This is a genomic window from Campylobacter sp. RM16190 (genome assembly GCF_012978835.1).
Taxonomy (GTDB): Bacteria; Campylobacterota; Campylobacteria; order Campylobacterales; family Campylobacteraceae; genus Campylobacter_A.
Genome location: NZ_LIWS01000002.1, coordinates 223840 through 244536 on the forward strand (window position 1 = coordinate 223840; position 20697 = coordinate 244536).

At 34.0% G+C, this 20697-nt stretch carries 25 protein-coding genes and 1 pseudogene; 12 read left to right on the top strand and 14 right to left on the bottom strand.

Annotated elements, in window-relative coordinates; translation table 11 throughout:
* Positions 1 to 34 precede the first annotated feature (34 nt).
* Positions 35 to 448, top strand: coding sequence for a Fur family transcriptional regulator (locus CDOM16190_RS03215; RefSeq protein WP_170018865.1), 414 nt, complete (start codon positions 35 to 37; stop codon positions 446 to 448).
* Between the two features lie 237 nt (positions 449 to 685).
* Here CDOM16190_RS03215 and CDOM16190_RS10675 read toward each other — a convergent pair.
* The 5 genes and pseudogenes from CDOM16190_RS10675 to CDOM16190_RS03235 all read right to left on the bottom strand — a co-directional run.
* Positions 686 to 1018 (bottom strand): annotated as a pseudogene (locus tag CDOM16190_RS10675) (DIP1984 family protein); the annotation flags it as partial.
* Positions 1019 to 1039: 21 nt separating this feature from the next.
* On the bottom strand, positions 1040 to 1135 hold the full coding sequence (locus CDOM16190_RS10680) for a DIP1984 family protein (protein WP_249934097.1): 96 nt from the start codon (positions 1133 to 1135) through the stop codon (positions 1040 to 1042).
* 31 nt (positions 1136 to 1166) lie between these two features.
* The gene (gene xseA, locus CDOM16190_RS03225; RefSeq protein ID WP_170018866.1) at positions 1167 to 2330 is read right to left on the bottom strand and encodes an exodeoxyribonuclease VII large subunit; all 1164 of its coding nucleotides are present in this window, start codon (positions 2328 to 2330) and stop codon (positions 1167 to 1169) included.
* Positions 2324 to 3040 (bottom strand): bifunctional demethylmenaquinone methyltransferase/2-methoxy-6-polyprenyl-1,4-benzoquinol methylase UbiE, encoded by a 717-nt coding sequence (ubiE, locus tag CDOM16190_RS03230; protein ID WP_169973471.1) that lies wholly within the window; start codon positions 3038 to 3040, stop codon positions 2324 to 2326. Before ubiE ends, xseA begins: the two co-directional genes overlap by 7 nt.
* 9 nt (positions 3041 to 3049) lie before the next feature.
* Positions 3050 to 4477, bottom strand: coding sequence for a CYTH and CHAD domain-containing protein (locus CDOM16190_RS03235; RefSeq protein ID WP_170018867.1), 1428 nt, complete (start codon positions 4475 to 4477; stop codon positions 3050 to 3052).
* A 130-nt stretch (positions 4478 to 4607) separates the two neighbouring features.
* Between CDOM16190_RS03235 and serC the strand changes: the two genes are divergently transcribed.
* A complete protein-coding gene (gene serC, locus CDOM16190_RS03240) occupies positions 4608 to 5690 on the top strand; it encodes a phosphoserine transaminase (RefSeq protein WP_170018868.1) in 1083 nt (360 codons plus the stop codon).
* A 128-nt stretch (positions 5691 to 5818) separates the two neighbouring features.
* Complete coding sequence (locus CDOM16190_RS03245; RefSeq protein WP_170018869.1) at positions 5819 to 6457, top strand: Crp/Fnr family transcriptional regulator; 639 nt, start codon at positions 5819 to 5821, stop codon at positions 6455 to 6457.
* 34 nt (positions 6458 to 6491) lie between these two features.
* Here the strand turns inward: CDOM16190_RS03245 and CDOM16190_RS03250 are convergent, their stop codons facing one another.
* The 6 genes from CDOM16190_RS03250 to CDOM16190_RS03275 all read right to left on the bottom strand — a co-directional run bounded on the left by CDOM16190_RS03250 (position 6492) and on the right by CDOM16190_RS03275 (position 9800).
* Positions 6492 to 7478 (bottom strand): beta-ketoacyl-ACP synthase III, encoded by a 987-nt coding sequence (locus CDOM16190_RS03250; RefSeq protein WP_170018870.1) that lies wholly within the window; start codon positions 7476 to 7478, stop codon positions 6492 to 6494.
* Between the two features lie 3 nt (positions 7479 to 7481).
* On the bottom strand, positions 7482 to 8471 hold the full coding sequence (plsX, locus tag CDOM16190_RS03255; RefSeq protein WP_169973463.1) for a phosphate acyltransferase PlsX: 990 nt from the start codon (positions 8469 to 8471) through the stop codon (positions 7482 to 7484).
* A 5-nt stretch (positions 8472 to 8476) separates the two neighbouring features.
* A complete protein-coding gene (rpmF, locus tag CDOM16190_RS03260) occupies positions 8477 to 8623 on the bottom strand; it encodes a 50S ribosomal protein L32 (protein ID WP_122863182.1) in 147 nt (48 codons plus the stop codon).
* An 11-nt stretch (positions 8624 to 8634) separates the two neighbouring features.
* The gene (locus CDOM16190_RS03265) at positions 8635 to 8991 is read right to left on the bottom strand and encodes a DUF177 domain-containing protein (protein ID WP_169973462.1); all 357 of its coding nucleotides are present in this window, start codon (positions 8989 to 8991) and stop codon (positions 8635 to 8637) included.
* Positions 8992 to 8999: 8 nt separating this feature from the next.
* Entirely contained in the window at positions 9000 to 9413 is a 414-nt protein-coding gene (gene ndk, locus CDOM16190_RS03270) for a nucleoside-diphosphate kinase (RefSeq protein WP_169973461.1), read from the bottom strand.
* Between the two features lie 102 nt (positions 9414 to 9515).
* Positions 9516 to 9800, bottom strand: a complete 285-nt coding sequence (locus tag CDOM16190_RS03275; protein ID WP_169973460.1) for a DUF362 domain-containing protein — start codon at positions 9798 to 9800, stop codon at positions 9516 to 9518.
* A gap of 175 nt (positions 9801 to 9975) precedes the next feature.
* Between CDOM16190_RS03275 and CDOM16190_RS03280 the strand changes: the two genes are divergently transcribed.
* From CDOM16190_RS03280 to CDOM16190_RS03320, 9 genes are all read left to right on the top strand, one after another.
* Positions 9976 to 10575 (top strand): peroxiredoxin, encoded by a 600-nt coding sequence (locus tag CDOM16190_RS03280; RefSeq protein ID WP_169973459.1) that lies wholly within the window; start codon positions 9976 to 9978, stop codon positions 10573 to 10575.
* 198 nt (positions 10576 to 10773) lie between these two features.
* Positions 10774 to 11499: a PilZ domain-containing protein gene (locus CDOM16190_RS03285; RefSeq protein WP_169973458.1), complete on the top strand. Its 726-nt coding sequence runs from the start codon at positions 10774 to 10776 to the stop codon at positions 11497 to 11499.
* A gap of 9 nt (positions 11500 to 11508) precedes the next feature.
* Positions 11509 to 13800, top strand: coding sequence for an ATP-binding protein (locus CDOM16190_RS03290; protein ID WP_170018871.1), 2292 nt, complete (start codon positions 11509 to 11511; stop codon positions 13798 to 13800).
* A gap of 83 nt (positions 13801 to 13883) precedes the next feature.
* Positions 13884 to 14558, top strand: coding sequence for a hypothetical protein (locus CDOM16190_RS03295; protein WP_170018872.1), 675 nt, complete (start codon positions 13884 to 13886; stop codon positions 14556 to 14558).
* 112 nt (positions 14559 to 14670) lie between these two features.
* Positions 14671 to 15285 (top strand): glycerol-3-phosphate 1-O-acyltransferase PlsY, encoded by a 615-nt coding sequence (gene plsY, locus CDOM16190_RS03300; RefSeq protein WP_170018873.1) that lies wholly within the window; start codon positions 14671 to 14673, stop codon positions 15283 to 15285.
* On the top strand, positions 15282 to 15599 hold the full coding sequence (locus CDOM16190_RS03305; RefSeq protein ID WP_211437393.1) for a dihydroneopterin aldolase: 318 nt from the start codon (positions 15282 to 15284) through the stop codon (positions 15597 to 15599). Before plsY ends, CDOM16190_RS03305 begins: the two co-directional genes overlap by 4 nt.
* A gap of 80 nt (positions 15600 to 15679) precedes the next feature.
* Positions 15680 to 16351, top strand: a complete 672-nt coding sequence (hsrA, locus tag CDOM16190_RS03310) for a homeostatic response regulator transcription factor HsrA (protein ID WP_169973454.1) — start codon at positions 15680 to 15682, stop codon at positions 16349 to 16351.
* Between the two features lie 38 nt (positions 16352 to 16389).
* Positions 16390 to 17622, top strand: coding sequence for a HAMP domain-containing sensor histidine kinase (locus tag CDOM16190_RS03315; RefSeq protein WP_170018874.1), 1233 nt, complete (start codon positions 16390 to 16392; stop codon positions 17620 to 17622).
* Positions 17623 to 17637: 15 nt separating this feature from the next.
* Positions 17638 to 19089, top strand: a complete 1452-nt coding sequence (locus tag CDOM16190_RS03320; RefSeq protein ID WP_170018875.1) for a Ppx/GppA phosphatase family protein — start codon at positions 17638 to 17640, stop codon at positions 19087 to 19089.
* Here CDOM16190_RS03320 and CDOM16190_RS03325 read toward each other — a convergent pair.
* From CDOM16190_RS03325 to CDOM16190_RS03335, 3 genes are read right to left on the bottom strand one after another with little or no spacing between them, the layout of a single operon-like run.
* A complete protein-coding gene (locus CDOM16190_RS03325) occupies positions 19082 to 19936 on the bottom strand; it encodes an excinuclease ABC subunit A (RefSeq protein WP_169973450.1) in 855 nt (284 codons plus the stop codon). The genes CDOM16190_RS03320 and CDOM16190_RS03325 overlap by 8 nt on opposite strands.
* Entirely contained in the window at positions 19933 to 20247 is a 315-nt protein-coding gene (gene fliN, locus CDOM16190_RS03330) for a flagellar motor switch protein FliN (protein WP_169973448.1), read from the bottom strand. Before fliN ends, CDOM16190_RS03325 begins: the two co-directional genes overlap by 4 nt.
* Entirely contained in the window at positions 20244 to 20663 is a 420-nt protein-coding gene (locus CDOM16190_RS03335) for a restriction endonuclease (RefSeq protein WP_249321433.1), read from the bottom strand. Before CDOM16190_RS03335 ends, fliN begins: the two co-directional genes overlap by 4 nt.
* Positions 20664 to 20697 lie beyond the last annotated feature (34 nt).

A 20697-nucleotide genomic window follows, 5' to 3' on the forward strand; every position in this document is an offset into this window, starting at 1 on the left:
TTTGTATAGTTAGAAAAAATTAAAAGGGAGTTATATGAATTATATAAATTTACTAAAAGAGCGCGGACTAAAAGCCACTCCACAAAGAATCAGCGTCTTGAAAATTCTAGATCGTCATATGCATCCTACTATAGATGAGCTATATGAGGAAATTTTAGTTGAAAATCCATCTGTATCGTTAGCTACCGTGTATAAAAACCTAAATACACTAAAAGACGAGGGATTGGTAGTAGAGGTTAATATGCCAAATCAAAAGGCTAAATACGATATCTTTGAGCATCCTCATATACACGTTGTTTGTCAAGGCTGTGGCGAGGTAAGCGATATGAGCTATAATGACGCTTTGCTTGACGAATATAAAGAAAATCTTGAAAAGAAACTTGGAAATTTCGTTGAAAAACTAAATGTACTTGTAACCGTAAAAAGTTGTAAACATTGTAATAAATAATTCTAGTATCTCTTAATTAGGGTGAGAGGCTCTCACCCATATCGCTTTCTTTAATATTTTGATTTAAATTTTTAGCCCCAAACCCGCCCTCGGTATCAAAATCAGTATATGGTAGTGATATTACGCATTTACATTACACTTTTTAATGTACTAGGATTACTGTCTTTACTATAGCTTCTCCGTGCCATCTTTGCCAAAAAATTATACTCGCCTTTTAATACCTACATCCAAAATTTTCTATTTTTCTATTAAGTCTATTTGCCAATTTGCCATCTGTAGTTTAGTGTCGATCTGTCTTATCTCCTTTGATATCCTGTCGATCTGTTTTTGTAGACTTGATACATCAACACTGCTTAAGATCTTAATCTCTTTGTTTGAGTATATGTCTATCTTTTGACTGGCATTTGTGATGAAATTTCTAAGTATATTTACTTTTAATCCCAAAGTATCGCGATCCGCTATTAAATTTACCAAGTATATACCTTTAATTTGGGCTTCACAATTTGTCCTATTTATCCTCTTAATTAGTAAATTTAACTCTTCTGTATTCTCATTAAGCTCCCTTGAGAGTTCTTTTGGAGGAGTATCATTTTATTGAACTTTGGCATTATTGTTTAGCCTAATGCGAAGCTGTTCGATTCGTTTTTGCAGATCGGAGCGTAGGATTAGAGCTTCTGCTAATTTCATCTTATTTCCTTTAAAATTGATATGATAGAAATTATAAAATTTTTGCTTTTTTAGTCGCTGCAATTGAACTTAAGATAATCTCATCATCTTTTTTTAACTCGTTTAAATTGGTCATTTTGCCATCTTTTAAAACTCTTACAAATGATGAAATTTGATCAAAAAACCCCTCTTGTTGCATAAAGCTTTTATTTAGAATCGATATTTGATTCTCAAATTTTAGTATTTTTAGATTTAGAGCATTTTTTAGTTTTAAATTTAAGTTGTTTAAAATTTGATATTTATGATCTATTTTTTGTTCTAAAATTTGCTTTGATAGACGGTTTTTAAGCATATTTAAACTGCTTTCTTTGCGCTCAAACACTCTTTTAATCGCTATATCAATTGCATCTAAGTATCTATCTATCATCTGCATAAATTCATTCATATCCGGAAGTAGTGAAGTCATGGCGGCACTTGGAGTGGGCGCTCTAAAATCAGCCACAAAATCTGTGATAACATAGTCTATCTCGTGTCCTATCGCGCTTATTATAGGTGTTTTAGATATATAAATTTCACGTGCCAAGCATTCATCGTTAAAGCACCATAGATCCTCTCTGCTTCCGCCTCCTCTAGCCAAGACTATTACGTCAAGTCCGTAGCTATCAGCCTTTTTAAGAGCTTTTATAAGAGCCTTTGGGGCGTTTTCGCCTTGAGTTAATGAGTCGAATATGAAAATTTCACTAAGTATCCATCTTTGATTGATAATTTTTAGCATATCTTGTAGAGCTGCTGAGGTTTTAGAGGTTATGATGCCTATTTTTTTAGGAAATTTAGGCAGACTTTTTTTATTTGAAATTTCAAAAAGCCCTTCTTTTTCAAGCCTCTCTTTAAGCTGCTTGAATGCGAGCTCAAGCTCTCCATCTCCGCTCGGTCTAATAGAAGTGGCTATAAGCTGATAGCTACCACTCGGGGAGTAGAGGGAAATTTTGCCATAAATTATAACTTTCATGCCGTCTTTTATATCAAATTTCAGCTTTTCATTGTTAAATTTATAAATTACCGCAGGAATTGAGGCTTTGGCATCTTTTAGCGTAAAATACCAGTGTCCTGAGGCATGTTTGGTAAGTCTAGAGATTTCTCCTTCTACCTCAACGTATGAAAATGTTGTTTCAAGCAGGGTTTTGGCTTGTTCGTTTAGTTCGCTTACGCTTAGCAATTTTTAAATTTCCTGGCTACAAAAAGTGTAGAAATATCCATCGAAAAACTTTTACAAACTTCGATTTCAAATCCTGCTTTTCGCAACTCGTCTACGAAGCTTTCTGTATCTAAGAAATTTTCTATAGAGCTTGGCAGATATTCATATGCCTCTTGGTTTTTAGATATAAATCCACCTATTTTAGGCAAAATTTTACTTAGATAAAAGTCTCTTATTTTTGTTAGAAAGCCAGATTTTTTTCTTTTTGTGAACTCTAAAACAACGATATATCCGCCATTTTTTAATATTCTATTAAATTCTTTTAGCGCAGCCTCTCTTTCGACCACATTTCTAATTCCGTAACTTATACTTAATACATTTGTGCTTGCATCATCTAATGATGTATTAGTTGCCAGAGCCTCTATGAATTTAAACTCTGGAAATTTTTGCTTAGCAACTTCAAGCATACCACTTGATGGGTCTATGCCTGTCAAAGAGTTGATTTTCACATTAAATTTATTTGCCATATTTTTCCAAAAACCCATCATATCACCGGTGCCGCATGCGACATCGACTATGTTTATACTTTGGTTTTTGAATTTTTCAAGCACTATTTTGCAGGCTATCTTACGCCACCTAATATCTACACCCATACTTAAAACTCTGTTTGCAAGGTCGTAAGTCGGAGCAATTTCATTAAACATTTGAACTATTTTTTCTTGTTTTTGCATTCTCTTTCTTTAGCTGTAATAAATTTTTAAATTTTTGGAAACTTTGCTTAAATTTTTAATAAATTTTATCTTTTCTTTTAAAATCTCATCTCTTATCTTAAAAATTTGCTTGTAAATTTTACTTTTCAATTTTGCTATTGCTTGATCGTCAATGCCTTGCTCTTTTTCAATATTATCTAAGATAAGTAACCATATATCTCTATCTTGCAAGTCACTAAAGAGCTCTTGAATCTCTTTTGCTCTATCTTTGCATTTTTCAAGAGATCTAATTGCAAAGAGATCGATGAAGTTTTCAAATAGATATCTAAGCCTTTTTAACTCTATTCTTGTTTCATGAAAAATAGCATTTTCTCGCTCGCTATTAAGCATTAAAAGATCTTTTTTTAACTTTAAAATTTGAGTTCTAATTGCCTTTGCTACAATTTTTTTAATAGGCTTATCGTAGTCTTCGCCTTTGTAAAAATCGCTATCCTCTTTTAAAAATATCTCCCAATCCCTAAAAATTTCATTGCTTTGAAGACTGCTTAATATAGCTTTTATTTCGTCGTTTTGTCTATTTTTTATATTTTCTAAAATTTGAGTTATTGTTTTGGCTTTTTTTTGTTTTTTTAAAAACTCTAAAAATACGTCTATATCTCGTTTTGTATTAGTAGAGTTGGCTAGAACTTTAAAATTTTTACTAAAATGAACCGTTAGCTTCTCATCAAAAATTTTATTTAATAGTTTAAGCAAGGATCGCGTTTTGCGTAGATTTACTCTTATCTGATGAAGCTCCTCTTCATTACTTGTTTTTAGATACTCTTCTTTATGAAATTCTATAAATTTATAAATTTGAAAAAATAGCACTCTTGCAGCATCTATTGAACGAATTGAGCTCGGAAAAGACAGCTTTATATCTTTGTTTGTATCTAAAATTTCCAATGCTTTTTTAACGTCAAATTTCATATCCGGCATGCCAAATAGAGCCAAATTTTTATTTTTATATCGTTCGTCTTCGGTGATTTCAGATGTGATATGATTGGCTAAAAAATCAGGCATTATAAAATTATTCGCATCCTCTACTTTTAAAAATTCTATCTCAAGTGTAACGAGTCCTTCTAATGCGCCTTTATAAATATCGATATTTGCGGGGAGATTATTTATCTTAAACTCAAATCTATCTTTTTCTATTGGCATTGCTATAGAGTTTTTAAAAGCTTTTTTGTATGATTTTTCATCGCAAATCTCTTCAAATTCTTGCCTTACCATTCCTTTTCCGATTTTTTTAGTCATGGTAAGATTATTTTCTGATTTACGAAATCTAATCTCTTCAAGGGGTGTGATTTTGGTATAAAACTGCATTACATTTTTGCTATCTAGTAAAATACCATCTCTTTTAAGAGCATTAATAGCTAAAATACCGTCTAATACAAATTTACGTTCTATCTCTAAGACCAAATATAGCTCCTTAAACTATTTTTAATTGTATCAAAAGCTAGCTTAAATTGTAAATTTGCGATTTTAGTCTTATGAAATTAATTTTTAACTCAAATTGTGATAAATTATAGAAAATTTTAAAGGAGTTTTCGTGAATAGAAAGATAAATTTTAGCGCAGGACCAAGCGGACTACCTCTAAGTGTATTGGAACATGCTCAAAAAGAGCTTATAAGCTACCAAAACAATGGCTTTTCTATAATGGAGATAAGCCATAGGAGCAAAACATTTGAAGAGGTTCATTTTGGGGCGATGGATAAGATAAGGAAGCTTTACGGCTTTGGCGATGAGTATGAAATTTTATTTTTGCAAGGCGGAGCGCATTTGCAGTTTGCGATGGTGCCTTTAAATTTATCAATGGGCGGAACAGCAGAGTATGTAAATACCGGAGTATGGACCAATAAAGCCATAAAAGAAGCCAAACTTCTTGGTATAAATCATAAAGTTGTTGCAAGCTCTGAAGATACGAAATTTGACCGCATCCCGGAGAATATAAAATTTAGCGATGATGCAGATTATGCTTATATTTGCACAAATAATACAATTTACGGCACTCAGTATAAAAGCCTTCCAAAGAGCAAGGCACCGCTTGTCATAGATGCTAGTAGTGACTTTTTTTCAGAACCTCTTGATTTTACAGATATTGGTCTATTGTATGGAGGGGCGCAAAAAAATGCCGGCCCAAGCGGTGTGACAGTAGTAATAATTCGCAAAGATCTTGCCGAGCGTCTTGATAACGATAGAGTGCCTACCATGCTTAGATATAAAACTCATACAGACGCCAAGTCGCTATATAATACTCCTCCGACATTTGGCATCTATCTTCTTGATCTTACTATGGGATGGCTGCTTGAGCAGGGCGGTCTTGTAGCCGCAAAAGAGAGAAATGCGGCAAAGGCGGATTTATTATACGATGCTATTGATAATTCTAAAGGATTTTATAAGGGGCATGCAAGGAAGACTGATCGCTCGGTTATGAATGTAAGCTACAATATTGCCGCAAATGCCGAGCTTGAGCCTGTTTTTGTTGCCGAGGCGGAAAAGGCGGGAATGCTAGGGCTTAAAGGACACCGTCATTTGGGCGGAATTCGTGCTTCAATTTATAACGTAGTGAGCCTAAATGATGTGAAAACCTTAGTTGAATTTATGAAGGAATTTGCCAGAAAGAACGGGTAAATTGATAGTATATTAAATCTATTTATAATGATTATTTTGATAGAATCGGCGTTTTTATATATGATTTATCTAGTGAGTATTGAAAATTAATTTTAGATTTTATAAAATGCCAAATAAAGGGGTTGGTTATGCTAAAAGATATTGAAATTTTTAGAACATTAACAGATGAACAGCTTAATAAACTTGAGGGCATAAGCATAATAAGACGCTACAATAAAGATGAATTCTTATTTATGGAGGGAGAGGTTCCTAAGTGGTTTTATGTATTGCTTAAGGGCAGGATTAAAATATACAAAACCTCTCCAAAAGGTAAAGAGGTGTTTGTTCATGAATTTTTACCGGTCTCTCCTGTGGCAAAATTTGCAAATTTTGGAGATACGCCTTTTAACGGCTCTGCGGTTTTTGTCGAAGATTCTGAGGTTTTAATGATAGATTTTGATAAATTTAAGAAAAATTTTATGAGCGATGCAAATTTATGCATGGAGATTATTAAATCTTTGTCTGAAAATTTTAGACTCGTACAGGGTATGCTTCATAGAGAAATCGCTCTTGGAGTAGAGGGTAAGATAGCGCTTTTTATAAGTGAATATCAAGATGGTCTTCCTTCTAAAAAATATGCTCAAATAGCTCAAATGTTAAATACCACTCCTGAGACCTTTTCAAGGGTAATTACAAAATTTAAGAAAAATGGATATATATCTATCGATGCAAATAAGAATATCAAGATACTAAATCATGATAAGCTTAAAGAGTTGTATGAGACTTAAAAATTTTTAAAGAAGCGAAAAATTTTAGTAGATTCTATCTGCCGCCAAATTTTAGTAGTGCGCTTCCCCATGTAAAGCCACCACCAAATGCATCTAAGAGTATAAGGTCTCCATTTTTAAGCCTTCCCTCTTCGTAGGCGTCATTTATTGCCATTGGTATTGATGCTGCACTTGTGTTTCCGTATTTTCCTACGGTTACTACACATTGACTATCAGTGAAATTTAGTCTTTGTTTGACAGCTTCTATGATGCGTAAATTTGCTTGATGCGGTATAAATAGATCCACTTTATCGCTTGTAATACTATTTTTTTGAAGTATATCTATAACACTTTTTGTAAGTGTTTGCACTGCGATTTTAAAGACTTCATTTCCAGCCATATGGATAAAATTTAGTTTATTTTCGAGCATTGCTTGCGAGGCTGGATTGGCGCTACCTCCGCCTGGAGTTATAAGTAGATCAGCAAAATTTCCATCGCTCGCTGTATGAACATCCAAGATCTCATTATTGTCTCTAGCGCTTATTATAGCCGCTCCGCCACCATCTCCAAAAAGTATGCAGGTGCTGCGGTCGCTGTAATCAACTATTGAACTTAGTTTTTCCGCTCCTATAATTAGGACGTTTTTTTTAGCTCCGCTTTCTATAAGAGATTTTGCAAGCTCAAGAAGGTAGATAAATCCTGTGCAAGCAGCACTTATATCAAATGCTGTTATTCCTTCTAATCCTAAGTTTTTAGCTATCTTGCAAGCTGTTGACGGCATGCAAAAGTGATCCGGGCTAATCGTGGCGCATATGATAGCGTCTATCTCTTTAATATCAATATCCGCTCTTTGAATCGCTACCAAAGCAGCCTTCGTGGCTATTTCACTCGTAATTTCACCTGTTGCGATGTGTCTAGTATGAATTCCTGTGCGTTTCACAATCCACTCATCGCTGGTTTCAACCATCTTTTCTAAATCAAAGTTGGTAAGAGTGTCTTTTGGTACATATGCGCCTATTGAAATTAAAGAGGCTTTTTTCATCAGTTACCTTGCAAAGCTTAAAAGCTCGTCTTTGATAACTTTATTTATCTCTGAGTCTGCAAAATTTAGAGCTTGAAATATAGCGTTTTTTATAGCTTTTGCATTGCTTTTACCATGGCTTATGATTACACAACCATCTACGCCAAGTAGTGGCGCTCCTCCGTACTCATCGTAATCGACTTGCTGTTTTAAAGTTTTAAAAACTTTTTTCATCAAAAGGGAGCCAGCTATCGCTATAGGTGATTTTTTAACATGTTTTTTTATTATTTTTGTTATGGCGTCAGCTACGCCCTCGCTTGTTTTAAGCAAAATATTTCCTACGAATCCATCGCATATCACGACATCTACGCTACCGTCAAAAATTTGATTGCCTTCAACATTACCTACGAAACAATCTAGCTTAGACATGAGAGCAAATGTTTCTTTTGTGACTTCATTGCCTTTGCTTTCTTCTTCTCCGTTAGAAAGAAGTCCTATTTTTGGTTTTTTTATTTTAAGAATTTCTTTGACATAAGCTTCGCCCATGATTGCAAACTGAAAAAGATGTTCCGCTTTACAATCTACGTTAGCTCCGACATCCATTACAAGAGTTTTTTTGCCTAAAACATTTGGCATAAGCGTAGCAATCGCAGGGCGTAATACGTTTTGGATTCTACCTACTCTAAGAGTAGCTAGACTCATTGTGGCACCGCTATGACCTGCCGAAACTACTGCTTTAACTTCTTTGTTTTTTAGGAGTTCTATAGCCTTATATATTGTGCTATCTTTTTTCTTTAGTGCATTTGTGGCACCATCAGACATTGATATTGTTTCGGTTGCTTCTATGTAGCTTATGTATTTTTGTAGATGAGATGGTACTAGAGGTTTTAAAACTTCTTCTTTTCCTGCCAAAACAGCACTAAATTTAACAGTTTCTAAAGCCTCTACAACACCCTCTATTATTGGTTTAGGACCAAAGTCCCCGCCCATTGCATCAATGCAAATGCTTGTCATATTTTTTAGTACTCACCGGTTGTTTTATTTACACGATGAGGCATTTTCCATGAACCGTCTTTATCTTTAACAGGTATAGGAAGTGTTACTTTATAGTGTGTTCTACGTTTTGCTGCACGTGTATGACTCACTCTTCTCTTAGGTACTGCCATGTTACTCTCCTTTATAAATTTTCACAATTTTTACAGTAGAAATAGTCGCTTTTAAAAGCCTCTATTTCACTTGATAATATCTCTTCTAAATCTATATATCCGTCGAAAAATTCGATAACATCTTCAAGTTTTTCTTCGCTATCTTTATAAATCCCATCACTTATAAGTAGATTTAAATTCTCTTTTGGACTTAGTATTATATCTTCGCCACATCTATCGCAGTTGTGGCTCATATTGCCACTTATTAGAGCTTTACACTCTACTAGATTGGAATTTATTCTTTTTAAATTTCCGCTAAAGCTAAGATTTTCTCTTTTTATATCAAACGGAATTTGATTGTTTGCAATTTTTGCAAATGCTATTTTCAAAATTTTCCTTAGCAGATATCTCTGGATGCAAAGAAAAATTCAATTTCTATTTTTGCATTTTCTAGACTGTCGCTTCCATGGACCGCATTTGCATCAATATTTTCTGCAAAATCGGCTCTAATAGTTCCAGGAGCGGCTTCTTTAGGATTTGTTGCGCCCATTAGCTCTCTATTTTTAGCTACCGCATTTTCTCCCTCAAGAACCATAATAACAACTGGTCCGCTAGTCATAAATTCAACCAAATCATTGAAAAATGGTCTCTTTGAATGAACTGCATAAAATTTCTTAGCATCGCATTTGCTCAGTCTAATTTTTTTCATAGCAGCTATTCTAAGTCCGTTGCTTTCAAATCTATCTACTATTTTACCGATTACGCCTTTTTTTACAGCATCAGGCTTTATGATAGAAAGTGTTCTTTGCATAAAATTTCCTTGTATTGTTTATTTTGTTTTAAGAGAGGGGATTATATCAAAAAAATTATTAAAAACAAAATAAGCCCTTTTTCGGGCTTATTTTTTAAAATTTTAAGCTATAACAGCAGTTTCGCCCTTTCTCATGTCTGCGCCAATTTCACTGCGTGACGGCTGGCCTTCGTAAGGCATATCCCATACGATACAGCCGTCGGTCGGACAGGCTGATGCACAGGCTGGCTCGTCATTGTGTCCTACGCATTCTACGCATTTATCTGCGTATACATAGTATATATCTTCTCCGGTTGGATTATCGCTATCATCCACTATGGCTTCTACCGGACATTCGTCTATACACGATCCGCAACTGATACAAATATCTGTAATTTTTACTGACATTTTTTCTCCTTAAATTAAAATTTTCGTAACAATATCAAAATATTTTTAAATTTGATATAAAAAAATAAATTTTATTTTTTAGATTTAAATTTGTAAAAATACAAAATTTATCTATTATTAAACTTGAGACGATATAATTTCGCCAATAATAAAAATTATTTATTAAGGAGAAATAATGATAGTAACAAAAAAAGCACCTGATTTTACAGCTGCAGCAGTTTTAGGTAATAATCAAATCGTAAATGATTTTAACCTATATAAAAATATTGGCGAAAAAGGCGCTGTAGTATTTTTCTATCCAATGGATTTTACCTTTGTTTGCCCAAGTGAGATAATAGCATTTGATAAGAGATATGATGAGTTTAAGTCTCGTGGTATAGAGGTTATAGCTGTATCTTGCGATAATCAATTCTCCCATTTTGCATGGAAAGAGACTCCAGTAAGCAAAGGCGGAATAGGTCAAGTTCGCTTCCCTATAGTAGCTGATATGACAAAAGAGATTGCACGCGGATTTGACGTGTTAATTGATGAGGCCGGTGTTGCACTGCGCGGATCTTTCTTGTTGGATAAAGACGGCACGGTTCGCCATGCAGTAGTAAATGACCTGCCTCTTGGAAGAAATATAGACGAGATGATAAGAATGGTTGATACTATGATATTTACAAACGAGCATGGCGAGGTTTGCCCAGCAGGATGGAATAGGGGTGATAAGGGTATGAAAGCTGATACGGCTGGAGTAGCTGACTATCTAGCGCACAATGCAGATAAACTATAATCTTTCAACTATATTTTTTATACAAAAGATAAAGAGGTGGAATATCCGCCTCTTTTTATATTCTTATAAAATTTTAAAATTTATAAGTATTTTTTCTAAATCCAAGTTACATTTTTTCAATAATTTAATAAAAAAAATAAGAAATTTTTACTATAATTAATAGTTTCTACTCTTTTATGGATTATAGGGGATGAATAGATGAACAAAGATCTACATTTTAGTTTCATTGGCGGCAAAGCCATAATACTTGAAAGAGCGATTGATGTTTTTGAAAAAATTATTAACAAAAATCACTCTGTGCATTTTTTAAATTTATATAATGGTGTAAAAGTAGAGTGTTTCGGTAAAGTTTTGTCCATTGAAAATGAGTATGTCGTATGCGAAGTTAATCTTATGCAGATTTTGGCTATGAAAGAGGAGAGAAATGCCTATATAGTGCAAGATGAGTATTTTGCAAAAAATATAGTAGCTGATATAGTTTCTGTAGATATAGCAAATTCTACTGTAACTTTAAAAAATTTCACATACGCAAATAACCTGCATGCAAATTTAAGAAAATTCCAAAGAGTCTATCCAAATCGCTATACCAAAGTTATTCTAAGTGATGAAAATGGAGAAATTCAGGGGAATTTATATGATATTTCAGAGGGCGGAATAGGAGTAATTAGCACAAATTGCGGCACATTTAGAAGCGGAGGTGTTATAAAAGCCAAATTTGTCCTAGAAATTCCTGCAACCAAAGAGATAAAAGATATAGAAGTGGATTTAAAACTGATAGTAGAGCTTGTTTATAGGGGTGCCGTAAGGTACTGTTGTCAAATTATAGAAGGGCAAGATATTCAAGAAACTATAAATCAATTTACTAAAGAGCGTGTAAAAGATACTGTAAAAGAGCTAAAAGAGCAACTAAGTCTATACCAATAAAGAGATTATATGAAATCTATACAAGAGAATTTAAAACTATTTTATATAGGACTAAAGGACAAAGAGCCATTTTTGTATAAAAATAAGGATCTAACAACACATGCTGCTATTATAGGAATGACTGGTAGCGGGAAAACGGGTCTTGGTATAGGTATTTTAGAAGAGGCTTGCATAGACAATATCCCATCTTTTATCATAGACCCCAAGGGTGATATGACGAATTTGCTTTTAGCCTTTGATGAGATGAAGGCGGATGATTTTTTGCCATATATGGATGAAAATGAGGCGCAAAACAAAGGCTTAAGCAGATCTCAGTTGGCTCAAAAAGAGGCTGAAGCATGGAAAAACGGAATAGAAAATTCATTTCAAAGCTTAGATAGAATTAGGCTTTTTAAAGATAGTGTGGAGTTTAAAATTTATACTCCAAAAAGCTCTTCTGGCCTTAGTGTTGCTCTTCTTGGGGATTTTATATGTCCAAATATAGAGAATGAGGAGGAAATTTCTGAGTATATAAGCTCGCTCACTAGCTCGGTTTTGTCACTAATTGGTATAGATATAGATATAAATTCAAAAGAGCATCTTTTAATATCAAATATTTTTGTGAATAAATTTGGATTAAAAGAGGATCTTAGTTTAGAAGAACTCATTGGCTTCATAGCTGAGCCGCCGTTTAATAAAATTGGTGTTTTTGATATTGAGAAATTTTATCCATCTAGCGAGAGAATGAAGCTTGCCGTTAAGCTTAATACTCTTTTGGCAAGCCCTGATTTTCGTGCTTGGCTAAATGGAGGGAGGCTTGAAATTTCAAAGATGCTCTTTACAAAAGACGGTAAAGCAAAATGTAATATTTTTACTATTTCTCACTTAAATGATAGTGAAAGAATGTTTTTTGTCACGCTTTTATTAAACGAGATAATTGCTTGGATGAGAAAAACAGAGGGAACAAGCTCGCTTAGGGCGATTTTATATATGGATGAAATTTTTGGATTTTTCCCGCCAAACGGTAACCCACCCTCGAAAACTCCAATGCTAACTCTTTTAAAACAGGCTCGTGCTCATGGGCTTGGAGTAATTTTAAGCACACAAAATCCGGTCGATCTTGACTATAAAGGACTTAGTAATATCGGCACTTGGTTTATTGGCAGGCTTCAAACCGCCCAAGATAAGGCCAGGGTAATAGATGGAATGACCGGAATTCAAGGCTCATCTATGGATAAAAACGAGATAGAAAATTTAATATCAAATTTAGCTAAACGAAATTTCTTACTTAAAAATATCCATGAGGATGGACTTAATGTAATCTCTACAAGATGGGCTCTTAGCTATCTAAAAGGACCTTTAAGTAGAGAGCAAATTTCAAATTTGATGAGAGACAAGAAGGCCTATTTGAATATTAAAAATACAAAAAGTGAAATTTCAAGCAATAATCCAAAACCAATTTTATCTCAAACAATAGATCAAATTTATGATTTAAGCCTAGAGGATGAGGCTAACGGTTATTTATACGCTAAAGCTAAAGTTAGGTTTTGCGATGTCAAAAAGGGAGTCGATTTTACAAAAGATCTAAATTTGTTATATAGGTTAGAAGAGGATTGTTCTGATATAGATTGGAGTGAAGCTAGCGAGGATGTGCAAATTCACATATCTAGTGAACCAAAAGGAAAAATTTCTTATATGCCGCTTCCTGCTAAAATAACCGGAGTTAAGGATTTTAAAGAGATTACTAAAAAATTTAAAGAGTATATCTACCGAAATGTAAAACTAACTCTTTATAGCTCACTTGGGCTAAATTCAAATCCAAACGAAAGTAAAGAAGAGTTTTTTATACGTTTAAGCGATAGGTGTAATGAAGTTTTAGAACTAGAAACAGCAAAGCTTAATGAAAAATTTACAAAAGAGAGAGTAAAGCTTGACGAAAAATTAGGCAAAGCTATCTTAAAACTTGAAAAAGAGCAAAGGGATGTGAAAAATAAAGGCCTTGAAGCCGCGATATCCGTAGGAGCTAGCCTGATCGGAGCTCTTTTTGGTAGAAATTTATTAAGTAGAACAAATTTAGGCAAAGTTGCAAGTGGCGCAAAATCTGCGAATAGAGTATTAAAAGAGCGCGATGATGTAAAGCTTGGCGAGCAGGCTGTGGCTGATATAGAGACTCAAATAGAGGAGCTTATGGCTAAATTTGAAAATGAAGCCAGTGAGCTAAAATTAAAAAATGATATACAAAATATCACTATAGCTGAAATTGAAATAGCGCCTAAAAATAGTGATATATATGGTGAGAAAGTCTATCTTTTGTGGAAATAATTAGTTTCATTGTACCAAAGTACAATATACAAACTATCTATTTTTTTAATACAATTACACAAAAATAGAAAAAGAGGGGAATTATGAGCAGTTCGGGTTTCGTAAAAGAAGTGATAGGAAGAGCTATCGTCGTAGATATGCGAAGTCAAGAAAGAGAGCTTAATAAAGGTGATGTTTTAAATATAGGCGATACTGTATTTACAAGCTCTGAAAGTGATAGCATTGTCTTATCTTTTGGATTAGAAGATATAGCTTTAGTAGGAATTGATAGTTTAAAAATAGATCAAAGTATAGTTAGTGCAGAGAGCTTTGGTGATGAATCAAATTTGCAAGAAAGCTCACTGGAAAAGGCGATTTTAGAAATTCAGAGTTTTGAAACTATAGAAGAGGTGACTACTGAAAGTTTTTTTATTGAATCAAACGATGGTTTTGACTCCAAAGCTATTTATAATGCTAGCAATGCAGAACATGTTAGCATTTCTAGTGACTCTACTCTTGATTTAAGTAAAGTTTCAGATATGAAACACGAAGAGCAAACTAAACTTATGAAAGATGCTATTATAGAAAAGGTATCGGCTCAAGACATGCTTGATGTCGGTGATAAAAAAGATGGTCTAGAAAATAGTCTAAACGTCGAGAACAATAAGGATGTATCCATCTCTTATAGTAATGAATATAAAAATAGCGATACTTCATCGGAAACTACTAATGCTACAATATCCATTAAGATAGAAAGTGAAATTCAAGTAGATATTTAATAAATTTGGCGAAAAAAATACTTCGCCAAAACCTTAAATTTCTCATAAATTTATAAGAAAATCAGATAAAATTAAATAATATAATATCCTTAAATCTAAAATAGGATAAAAAATGAACGAAAACATTATAGCTTATGCCTTAGCTTACCTTCTGGGCGGGATTCCATTTGGATTAATACTTGGTAAATTTTTTGCTAACGTAAATATACAAAATGAGGGTAGTAAAAGTATTGGCGCAACGAATGTTTTGCGTGTATTAAAAGAAAAAGATCCAAAGCTTGCTAAAAAGATAGCTATATTAACCGTAGTTTGCGATGCTCTAAAAGGTGTTTTGCCTATCTTGATAGCTAAATTTATAGGGCTTAGCCCTGCTACCCTTTGGGCTATGGCTGTTTTTTCAGTTATCGGCCACTGCTATTCACCATTTTTAAAATTTGAAGGCGGTAAAGGGGTGGCAACTGGAGCCGGTGTTTTGATGATATTTTTGCCTATTGAGATTATAGTAGCTCTTGTTGTCTGGTTTATAATCGGAAAAGTGCTAAAAATCAGCTCTTTGGCATCTTTAGTAGCACTTTTTGCGTTCATTATCTCATCTTTTATAATTCATCCGCAAATCCCTGATATCGACTCTCACGCCCCTATATTAATAATAGCTTTTATCGTATTTTATAAGCATATTCCAAATATCAAAAGATTGATTAGCGGGCAAGAGAGTAAGGTGATATGATAACTACGCTCATCAAAGATTATGAGTTTGAAACCATTATAGGTCTGCTCGAATTTGAGCGCATAAGATCTCAGAAAGTGCGTATAAATGTAGAATTTCAAAGCAGTGACTTTATAGACTATGTTGAGGTGATAAATTTTATAGAGTCTATTTACAATGAGCATAAATTTAAAACAGTTGAAAAATCGCTTGAAGTCTGCTCTAAAAGTCTAAAAGACAAATTTGGCTCTCTAACTTTACTTAAGATGGAAATTTTAAAAATCGAGATTCTTGATAATGCCTTGGTGGGAGCAAGGTTCGAGAGTAAATATTAAATTTTTTTTAAAGTATCTTGAAATTATCCTTAATTTATGATACAATCCGCGTATAATTTACACCTCCAAGGAATAATCAAATGAGAATTTTAATAGTAGAAGACGAAGTAACGTTAAATAAAACGATTGCCGAAGGCTTACAAGAATTTGGATACCAGACCGATAGCTCTGAAAATTTTAAGGATGCCGAATACTATATAGGTATCAGAAATTACGATCTTGTGCTTACAGATTGGATGTTGCCTGATGGAGACGGTGTTGATCTCATCAGTGTTATTAAAAATAAATCTCCAAGAACCGCTGTTGTAGTGCTATCTGCAAAAGATGACAAGGATAGCGAGGTTAAGGCGTTTAGAGTAGGTGCTGACGACTATATCAAAAAGCCGTTTGACTTTGATGTGCTTGTAGCAAGAATCGAAGCAAGATTGAGATTTGGCGGAACTAATGTTATTAAGATTGATGATCTTATAATAGATCCGGATGAAGAGAAGATCACATATCTTGGACAAGATATTGAGCTAAAAGGCAAGCCTTTCGAAGTATTAACTCACCTTGCTCGTCACTCTGATCAGATAGTTTCTAAAGAGCAGTTATTGGATGCCATCTGGGAAGAGCCTGAGCTTGTTACTCCAAACGTAATCGAGGTAGCAATCAATCAAATACGCCAAAAAATGGATAAACCACTCAATATATCTACAATCGAAACCGTTAGAAGACGCGGATATAGATTTTGCTTTCCAAAAAAAGCTTAAGAGCCAGATTTATAATTCAATTGGCATCCGCTTCGGCGATGCTAATTGTCATAATCTCTGTGATGCTATATCACTACATCAAGGTAACTATCTATGAGGGTATCTCTCAATCTTTGATGTATGAGGCCAAAATTCTCTCGACAAGTTCAAATTTAAGCCAAAAAAGGGGTAGTTTTGAATACGGTACTCTTGATGGAAGCACAACTACAGTAAATATAATAACAAAAACTTCAAAGTCCAAAAACCCATATTTTGTAAATGAAAAAGTTGGAAATAAAACCTACTTGAAGCTATATTTTCCATATATAGAAAGTTCATACATAACTCTTACTAAAGAGACTACTATACAAAGTAAGCTTATAGATCAAATTTTAGTAGATATTATGATAGTAAATGCAACGGCTATATTTTTAGTGCTTTTTTACGCGTTATTTTTATCAAGAATGTTGCTTGTTCCTATTAAAATTTTAAGCTCAAAACTTAGTAAATTAAACGAAAGATTTTTAAAAGAAGTTAGTATAGATGAGCTGCCCGATGAATTTACTCCGCTTGGCAAGAGTATCAACCGCCTAATAGGTAGAATACAGACCTTTGTGTTGTACCAAAAGGAGCTTTTTGTCGGTGTTGCACATGAGCTAAAAACACCTCTTGCTGTGATGAAAACTAAAAATGAAGTGACTTTATTAAAACCTAGAGATAGTGAAAAGTATATAGAGGCTCTTAAAAACAACAACGAAGAGATAAACGGTATGAATAAGATGATAGGATCTATCCTTGAAATAGGGCGTCAGGAGGGGGCTCAGTTTGAAGAGGCGGTCCAGATAGATATTATAGAATTTTTGAATAAAATGGCTAATAATTTTAAAATTTTGGCTCGTGGTGACGATAAGTATGTTGAGATAAATTTATCTCCTAAAACTCTTAAAATGACCTTGCAACCTACCTTGCTAACACATATTATTCAAAATTTCGTTCAAAATGCAATCAAATTTTCCCCTCAAAAATCTACAATCACGATAGTTTCAAGATTAAAAGATGAAGAATTTGTTGTAGAAGTAATTGATGAAGGTATAGGTATAGATGAGAGCAAAGATCTTTTTGCTCCGTTTAAACGATTCGGAAATAAAAGCGGTGCGGGTCTCGGGCTATTTTTGGCCAAAGGTGCGGCCCAAGCTCTAGGCGGAAGTGTAAGTATAAAAAATAGAACTGACGGAGTAAAAGGAGCGGTCTCGTCGCTTGTTTTACCGATATTAAGAAATGTAAAAAAGTAAATCAAAGAGCGGTATATGGCAAAAAGAACAGCGGTTATAGATCTTGGATCGAATTCTATGAGAATGGCTATATTTGAGAGGACTTCAAGATACGCGTTTTATATACTGGGCGAATTTAAAATGAAGGTTAGGCTCGGTGAAAGTGCCTATGAAAATGGCGGCGCAATAAGTAAAAAATCAATGCAGAAAGCTTATGAGGCATTTTGTGAGTTTAAAAGCATAGCCAAAGCGTATAAGTGCAATAAGATATTTTGTATGGGTACTTCAGCCCTTAGAGACGCACCTAATTCAAATGAATTAATAAGCCTGATTAGACGAAATTTGGGACTGAATTTAAAGGTTGTAAAAGGGGTTGATGAGGCTAGTTTGGGCGGGATTGCGGCTTTAAATTTGCTTGAACCTATGGATGAGTTTATTACGATTGATATAGGTGGAGGCTCGACTGAACTTGCTATGATTAAAGACGCAAAAATAGTAGATGCCGTTTCTCTTGATGTAGGCACGGTAAGACTAAAAGAGCTATTTTTCGATAAGAAAAATTTAAAAGGTCTTAATGATTTTATGAAAGAAATTTTAAAAGATCTGCCAAAAAACTTTAAAAGCAAAAATATAGTGACAATAGGTGGAAGCTTAAGAGCTATATCAAGCGCTATTATGCAAGCGCAAAACTATCCTTTAAGATCGGTTCATAACTTTAGCTATAAATTTGAATCGCAAAAGGAATTTATACAAAATTTAACCAAAGCAAGGGTGCTTGATCTCGATAAATTTTATATTAAAAAAGATCGTTTTGATACCATTAGGGAGGGTGCTTATATATTTTTAAGTGTGGTAAATAGCTTAAAATGTGAGCATGTGTATACAAGTGGTGTAGGATTTAGAGAGGGTGTCTACCTAAGCGATATATTGCGCCCTAGTAAGAAATTTCCACCAAATTTTAATACTAGCGTAAGAAGTTTGCAAGATAGATTTTTGCTAAATAACAACAAAATGGTCGTAAAATATGCAAAAGATGCTTTTGTAACGCTTAAACCGCTTCACGGAATCGATGATAAGTTTATATATGAACTTGAGACCGCCGCTAGACTTCATAATCTAGGACAATGTTTAGGATTTTACGGAGAGCATATAAATTCTGCAAATTTTGTTATAAACGCTTTAAATTATGGCTTTTCACATAGACAAAAAGCACTTATAGCAACCATTATAGGATTAAATGGTAAAAAAACTCTAGGAGAATTTGAGAAATTCAGAGATCTTTTGCCCGAAGAAGATATTGTAAAATGGCTGAGTTTTATTCTAAATTTTGCTAAGATATTGGATATAAACTGCACGCATAAGAAGCTAAAATTTGAGCTTAAAAGCCAAATGCTTGAAATTAGCGGGGCAAAAGAGCAATTTATGACAAAAGAGAATATTAAAAAGATCGCTAAGCCTGCGACATTTGCAATAAGCTTCGTTAGTTGAGGCTAGCTTTGTCCTTGTATGCGCTCAAGGCATTTTGCCTATCTTCAAGATACTGTCCTATTCTCTTACGATTTTCTTCAAAAAATGCCTCAAAGTCATTTTCGCTATTAATAGTGTCTTCACCAAATTTATCTAGTAGCACATTTGAACTGCCCACCAAGACAAGGTATTTTTTGTTTTGATGGTTTAATAGCATAACCTTGTTTGTTCTATCAAGCGGTTTTTCATATAAAATTTTTACATCCTGACTTTTATCGCTATTTAGCCATCCGGCAAGATTTAGTTTTCTGCTGCCTCCTGTTTTTTTGACTATAAAGTTTTTAAGCAGCCAAAGAGCTATGGCAAAGGCTATAAGAACACCTATTACCATATAATATCTTGCGTCAAAGATATTTTGTATATCAGGCTGAGTATTTATAGTTGTAGACGTTTTGGGCTGGATTATCTGTTCGCTTTGTGAAATAGGTTGCTCGTTTTTAGTTGAGGCGGCAGCTGTGCTTACGACTCTGATTCTGAGTCCAAATCCGTCAGAGGTTTTAGAAGCCATTACTCCTATTGAAGAACTGCTTTTTATGCTTAAAACTACGCTATTTTGCTTGGGTTCTATGTATAGTTCTTGAAGTATTTTTGAGTTTAAGTTTTTTTCAACAGCCTGATCGAAATTTAGCCCGTTAAATATAAGCATTGTCATATCGTTTTCACGCTTTTGGAATATATTTCCCTCGTAAGGTGCGTCAAATGAAAGCATTACATCGACCCTATCGCTTCTTTCATATATATTATATGTGAGTAGGTTTGAGGCAAATAATGAGACGGTAAAAGCAAAAATAGCAAGCAAATTTCTCATAATTGCTCTCTTTTGAAGTATTGAATTACTGATTTTGAGTCTAAAATTTCATTTATGCGGATAGCTAAATTTTTCTCATACACCATTACTTCGCCCTTGCCAAAAATTCGGTTGTTGATGAAGAGTTCCACACTTTCGCCGGCAGGCTTTTCAAGATCTATAACCGAGCCGTTTTCAAGCTTTAAAAGCTCTCTTACGCTAATTGTTGTCGTGCCAAGTTCGGAGATAAAATCTACGCTTATATCCATTAACTCGTCATAGCTTTTAAAAAGTCCGTTTTTTTCTAAAATTTGTTCTAGCTCCCGATTCATGCCTTTTTGTACCCTATTTGAAATGTTCTATTTTTTATTTTATAGATTCTCTTTTCTTCAAGCTCCACAGGAAAGCCTTGCATACGCCCGAGATATTCTGGAGTACCCATTTTGTAAGCGTTATTTTCTCGTTCATTTAGTATGTTTTTAGCATATCCTATTGCCAAATTTGCACTCTCTTTGCAAATATCACTTAGTTCATCCTCGGCTAGCTCATCAACTCCCAATAAAATTTTAGCAAACTGATTTAAAGTCTCTTTTTTAAAATAAAGGTAGAATTGATATTCGTCCCCGCCTTTATAAATTGGTAGGCTAGAGCCATAAAATTCGCCATTTAATGTTTTTGCTTCACTGACTTTATATCCGAGAGTATCTTCACAAAGGTGTTTTATTCCTATCTCAATTATATCCATCATTTTAATTTCCTTGATATCAAATAACTTCAATTAT

Coding starts and splice junctions, on each gene's coding strand:
- CDOM16190_RS03215 (WP_170018865.1), top strand. CDS start 35: ATGAATTATATAAATTTACTAAAAGAGCGCGGACTAAAAGCCACTCCA.
- CDOM16190_RS10680 (WP_249934097.1), bottom strand. CDS start 1,135: ATGAAATTAGCAGAAGCTCTAATCCTACGCTCCGATCTGCAAAAACGA.
- ubiE (WP_169973471.1), bottom strand. CDS start 3,040: ATGCAAAAACAAGAAAAAATAGTTCAAATGTTTAATGAAATTGCTCCG.
- CDOM16190_RS03245 (WP_170018869.1), top strand. CDS start 5,819: ATGCTAAAAGATATTGAAATTTTTAGAACATTAACAGATGAACAGCTT.
- CDOM16190_RS03250 (WP_170018870.1), bottom strand. CDS start 7,478: ATGAAAAAAGCCTCTTTAATTTCAATAGGCGCATATGTACCAAAAGAC.
- plsX (WP_169973463.1), bottom strand. CDS start 8,471: ATGACAAGCATTTGCATTGATGCAATGGGCGGGGACTTTGGTCCTAAA.
- rpmF (WP_122863182.1), bottom strand. CDS start 8,623: ATGGCAGTACCTAAGAGAAGAGTGAGTCATACACGTGCAGCAAAACGT.
- ndk (WP_169973461.1), bottom strand. CDS start 9,413: ATGCAAAGAACACTTTCTATCATAAAGCCTGATGCTGTAAAAAAAGGC.
- CDOM16190_RS03275 (WP_169973460.1), bottom strand. CDS start 9,800: ATGTCAGTAAAAATTACAGATATTTGTATCAGTTGCGGATCGTGTATA.
- CDOM16190_RS03280 (WP_169973459.1), top strand. CDS start 9,976: ATGATAGTAACAAAAAAAGCACCTGATTTTACAGCTGCAGCAGTTTTA.
- CDOM16190_RS03285 (WP_169973458.1), top strand. CDS start 10,774: ATGAACAAAGATCTACATTTTAGTTTCATTGGCGGCAAAGCCATAATA.
- CDOM16190_RS03290 (WP_170018871.1), top strand. CDS start 11,509: ATGAAATCTATACAAGAGAATTTAAAACTATTTTATATAGGACTAAAG.
- CDOM16190_RS03295 (WP_170018872.1), top strand. CDS start 13,884: ATGAGCAGTTCGGGTTTCGTAAAAGAAGTGATAGGAAGAGCTATCGTC.
- plsY (WP_170018873.1), top strand. CDS start 14,671: ATGAACGAAAACATTATAGCTTATGCCTTAGCTTACCTTCTGGGCGGG.
- CDOM16190_RS03305 (WP_211437393.1), top strand. CDS start 15,282: ATGATAACTACGCTCATCAAAGATTATGAGTTTGAAACCATTATAGGT.
- hsrA (WP_169973454.1), top strand. CDS start 15,680: ATGAGAATTTTAATAGTAGAAGACGAAGTAACGTTAAATAAAACGATT.
- CDOM16190_RS03315 (WP_170018874.1), top strand. CDS start 16,390: ATGCTAATTGTCATAATCTCTGTGATGCTATATCACTACATCAAGGTA.
- CDOM16190_RS03320 (WP_170018875.1), top strand. CDS start 17,638: ATGGCAAAAAGAACAGCGGTTATAGATCTTGGATCGAATTCTATGAGA.
- CDOM16190_RS03325 (WP_169973450.1), bottom strand. CDS start 19,936: ATGAGAAATTTGCTTGCTATTTTTGCTTTTACCGTCTCATTATTTGCC.
- fliN (WP_169973448.1), bottom strand. CDS start 20,247: ATGAATCGGGAGCTAGAACAAATTTTAGAAAAAAACGGACTTTTTAAA.
- CDOM16190_RS03335 (WP_249321433.1), bottom strand. CDS start 20,663: ATGATGGATATAATTGAGATAGGAATAAAACACCTTTGTGAAGATACT.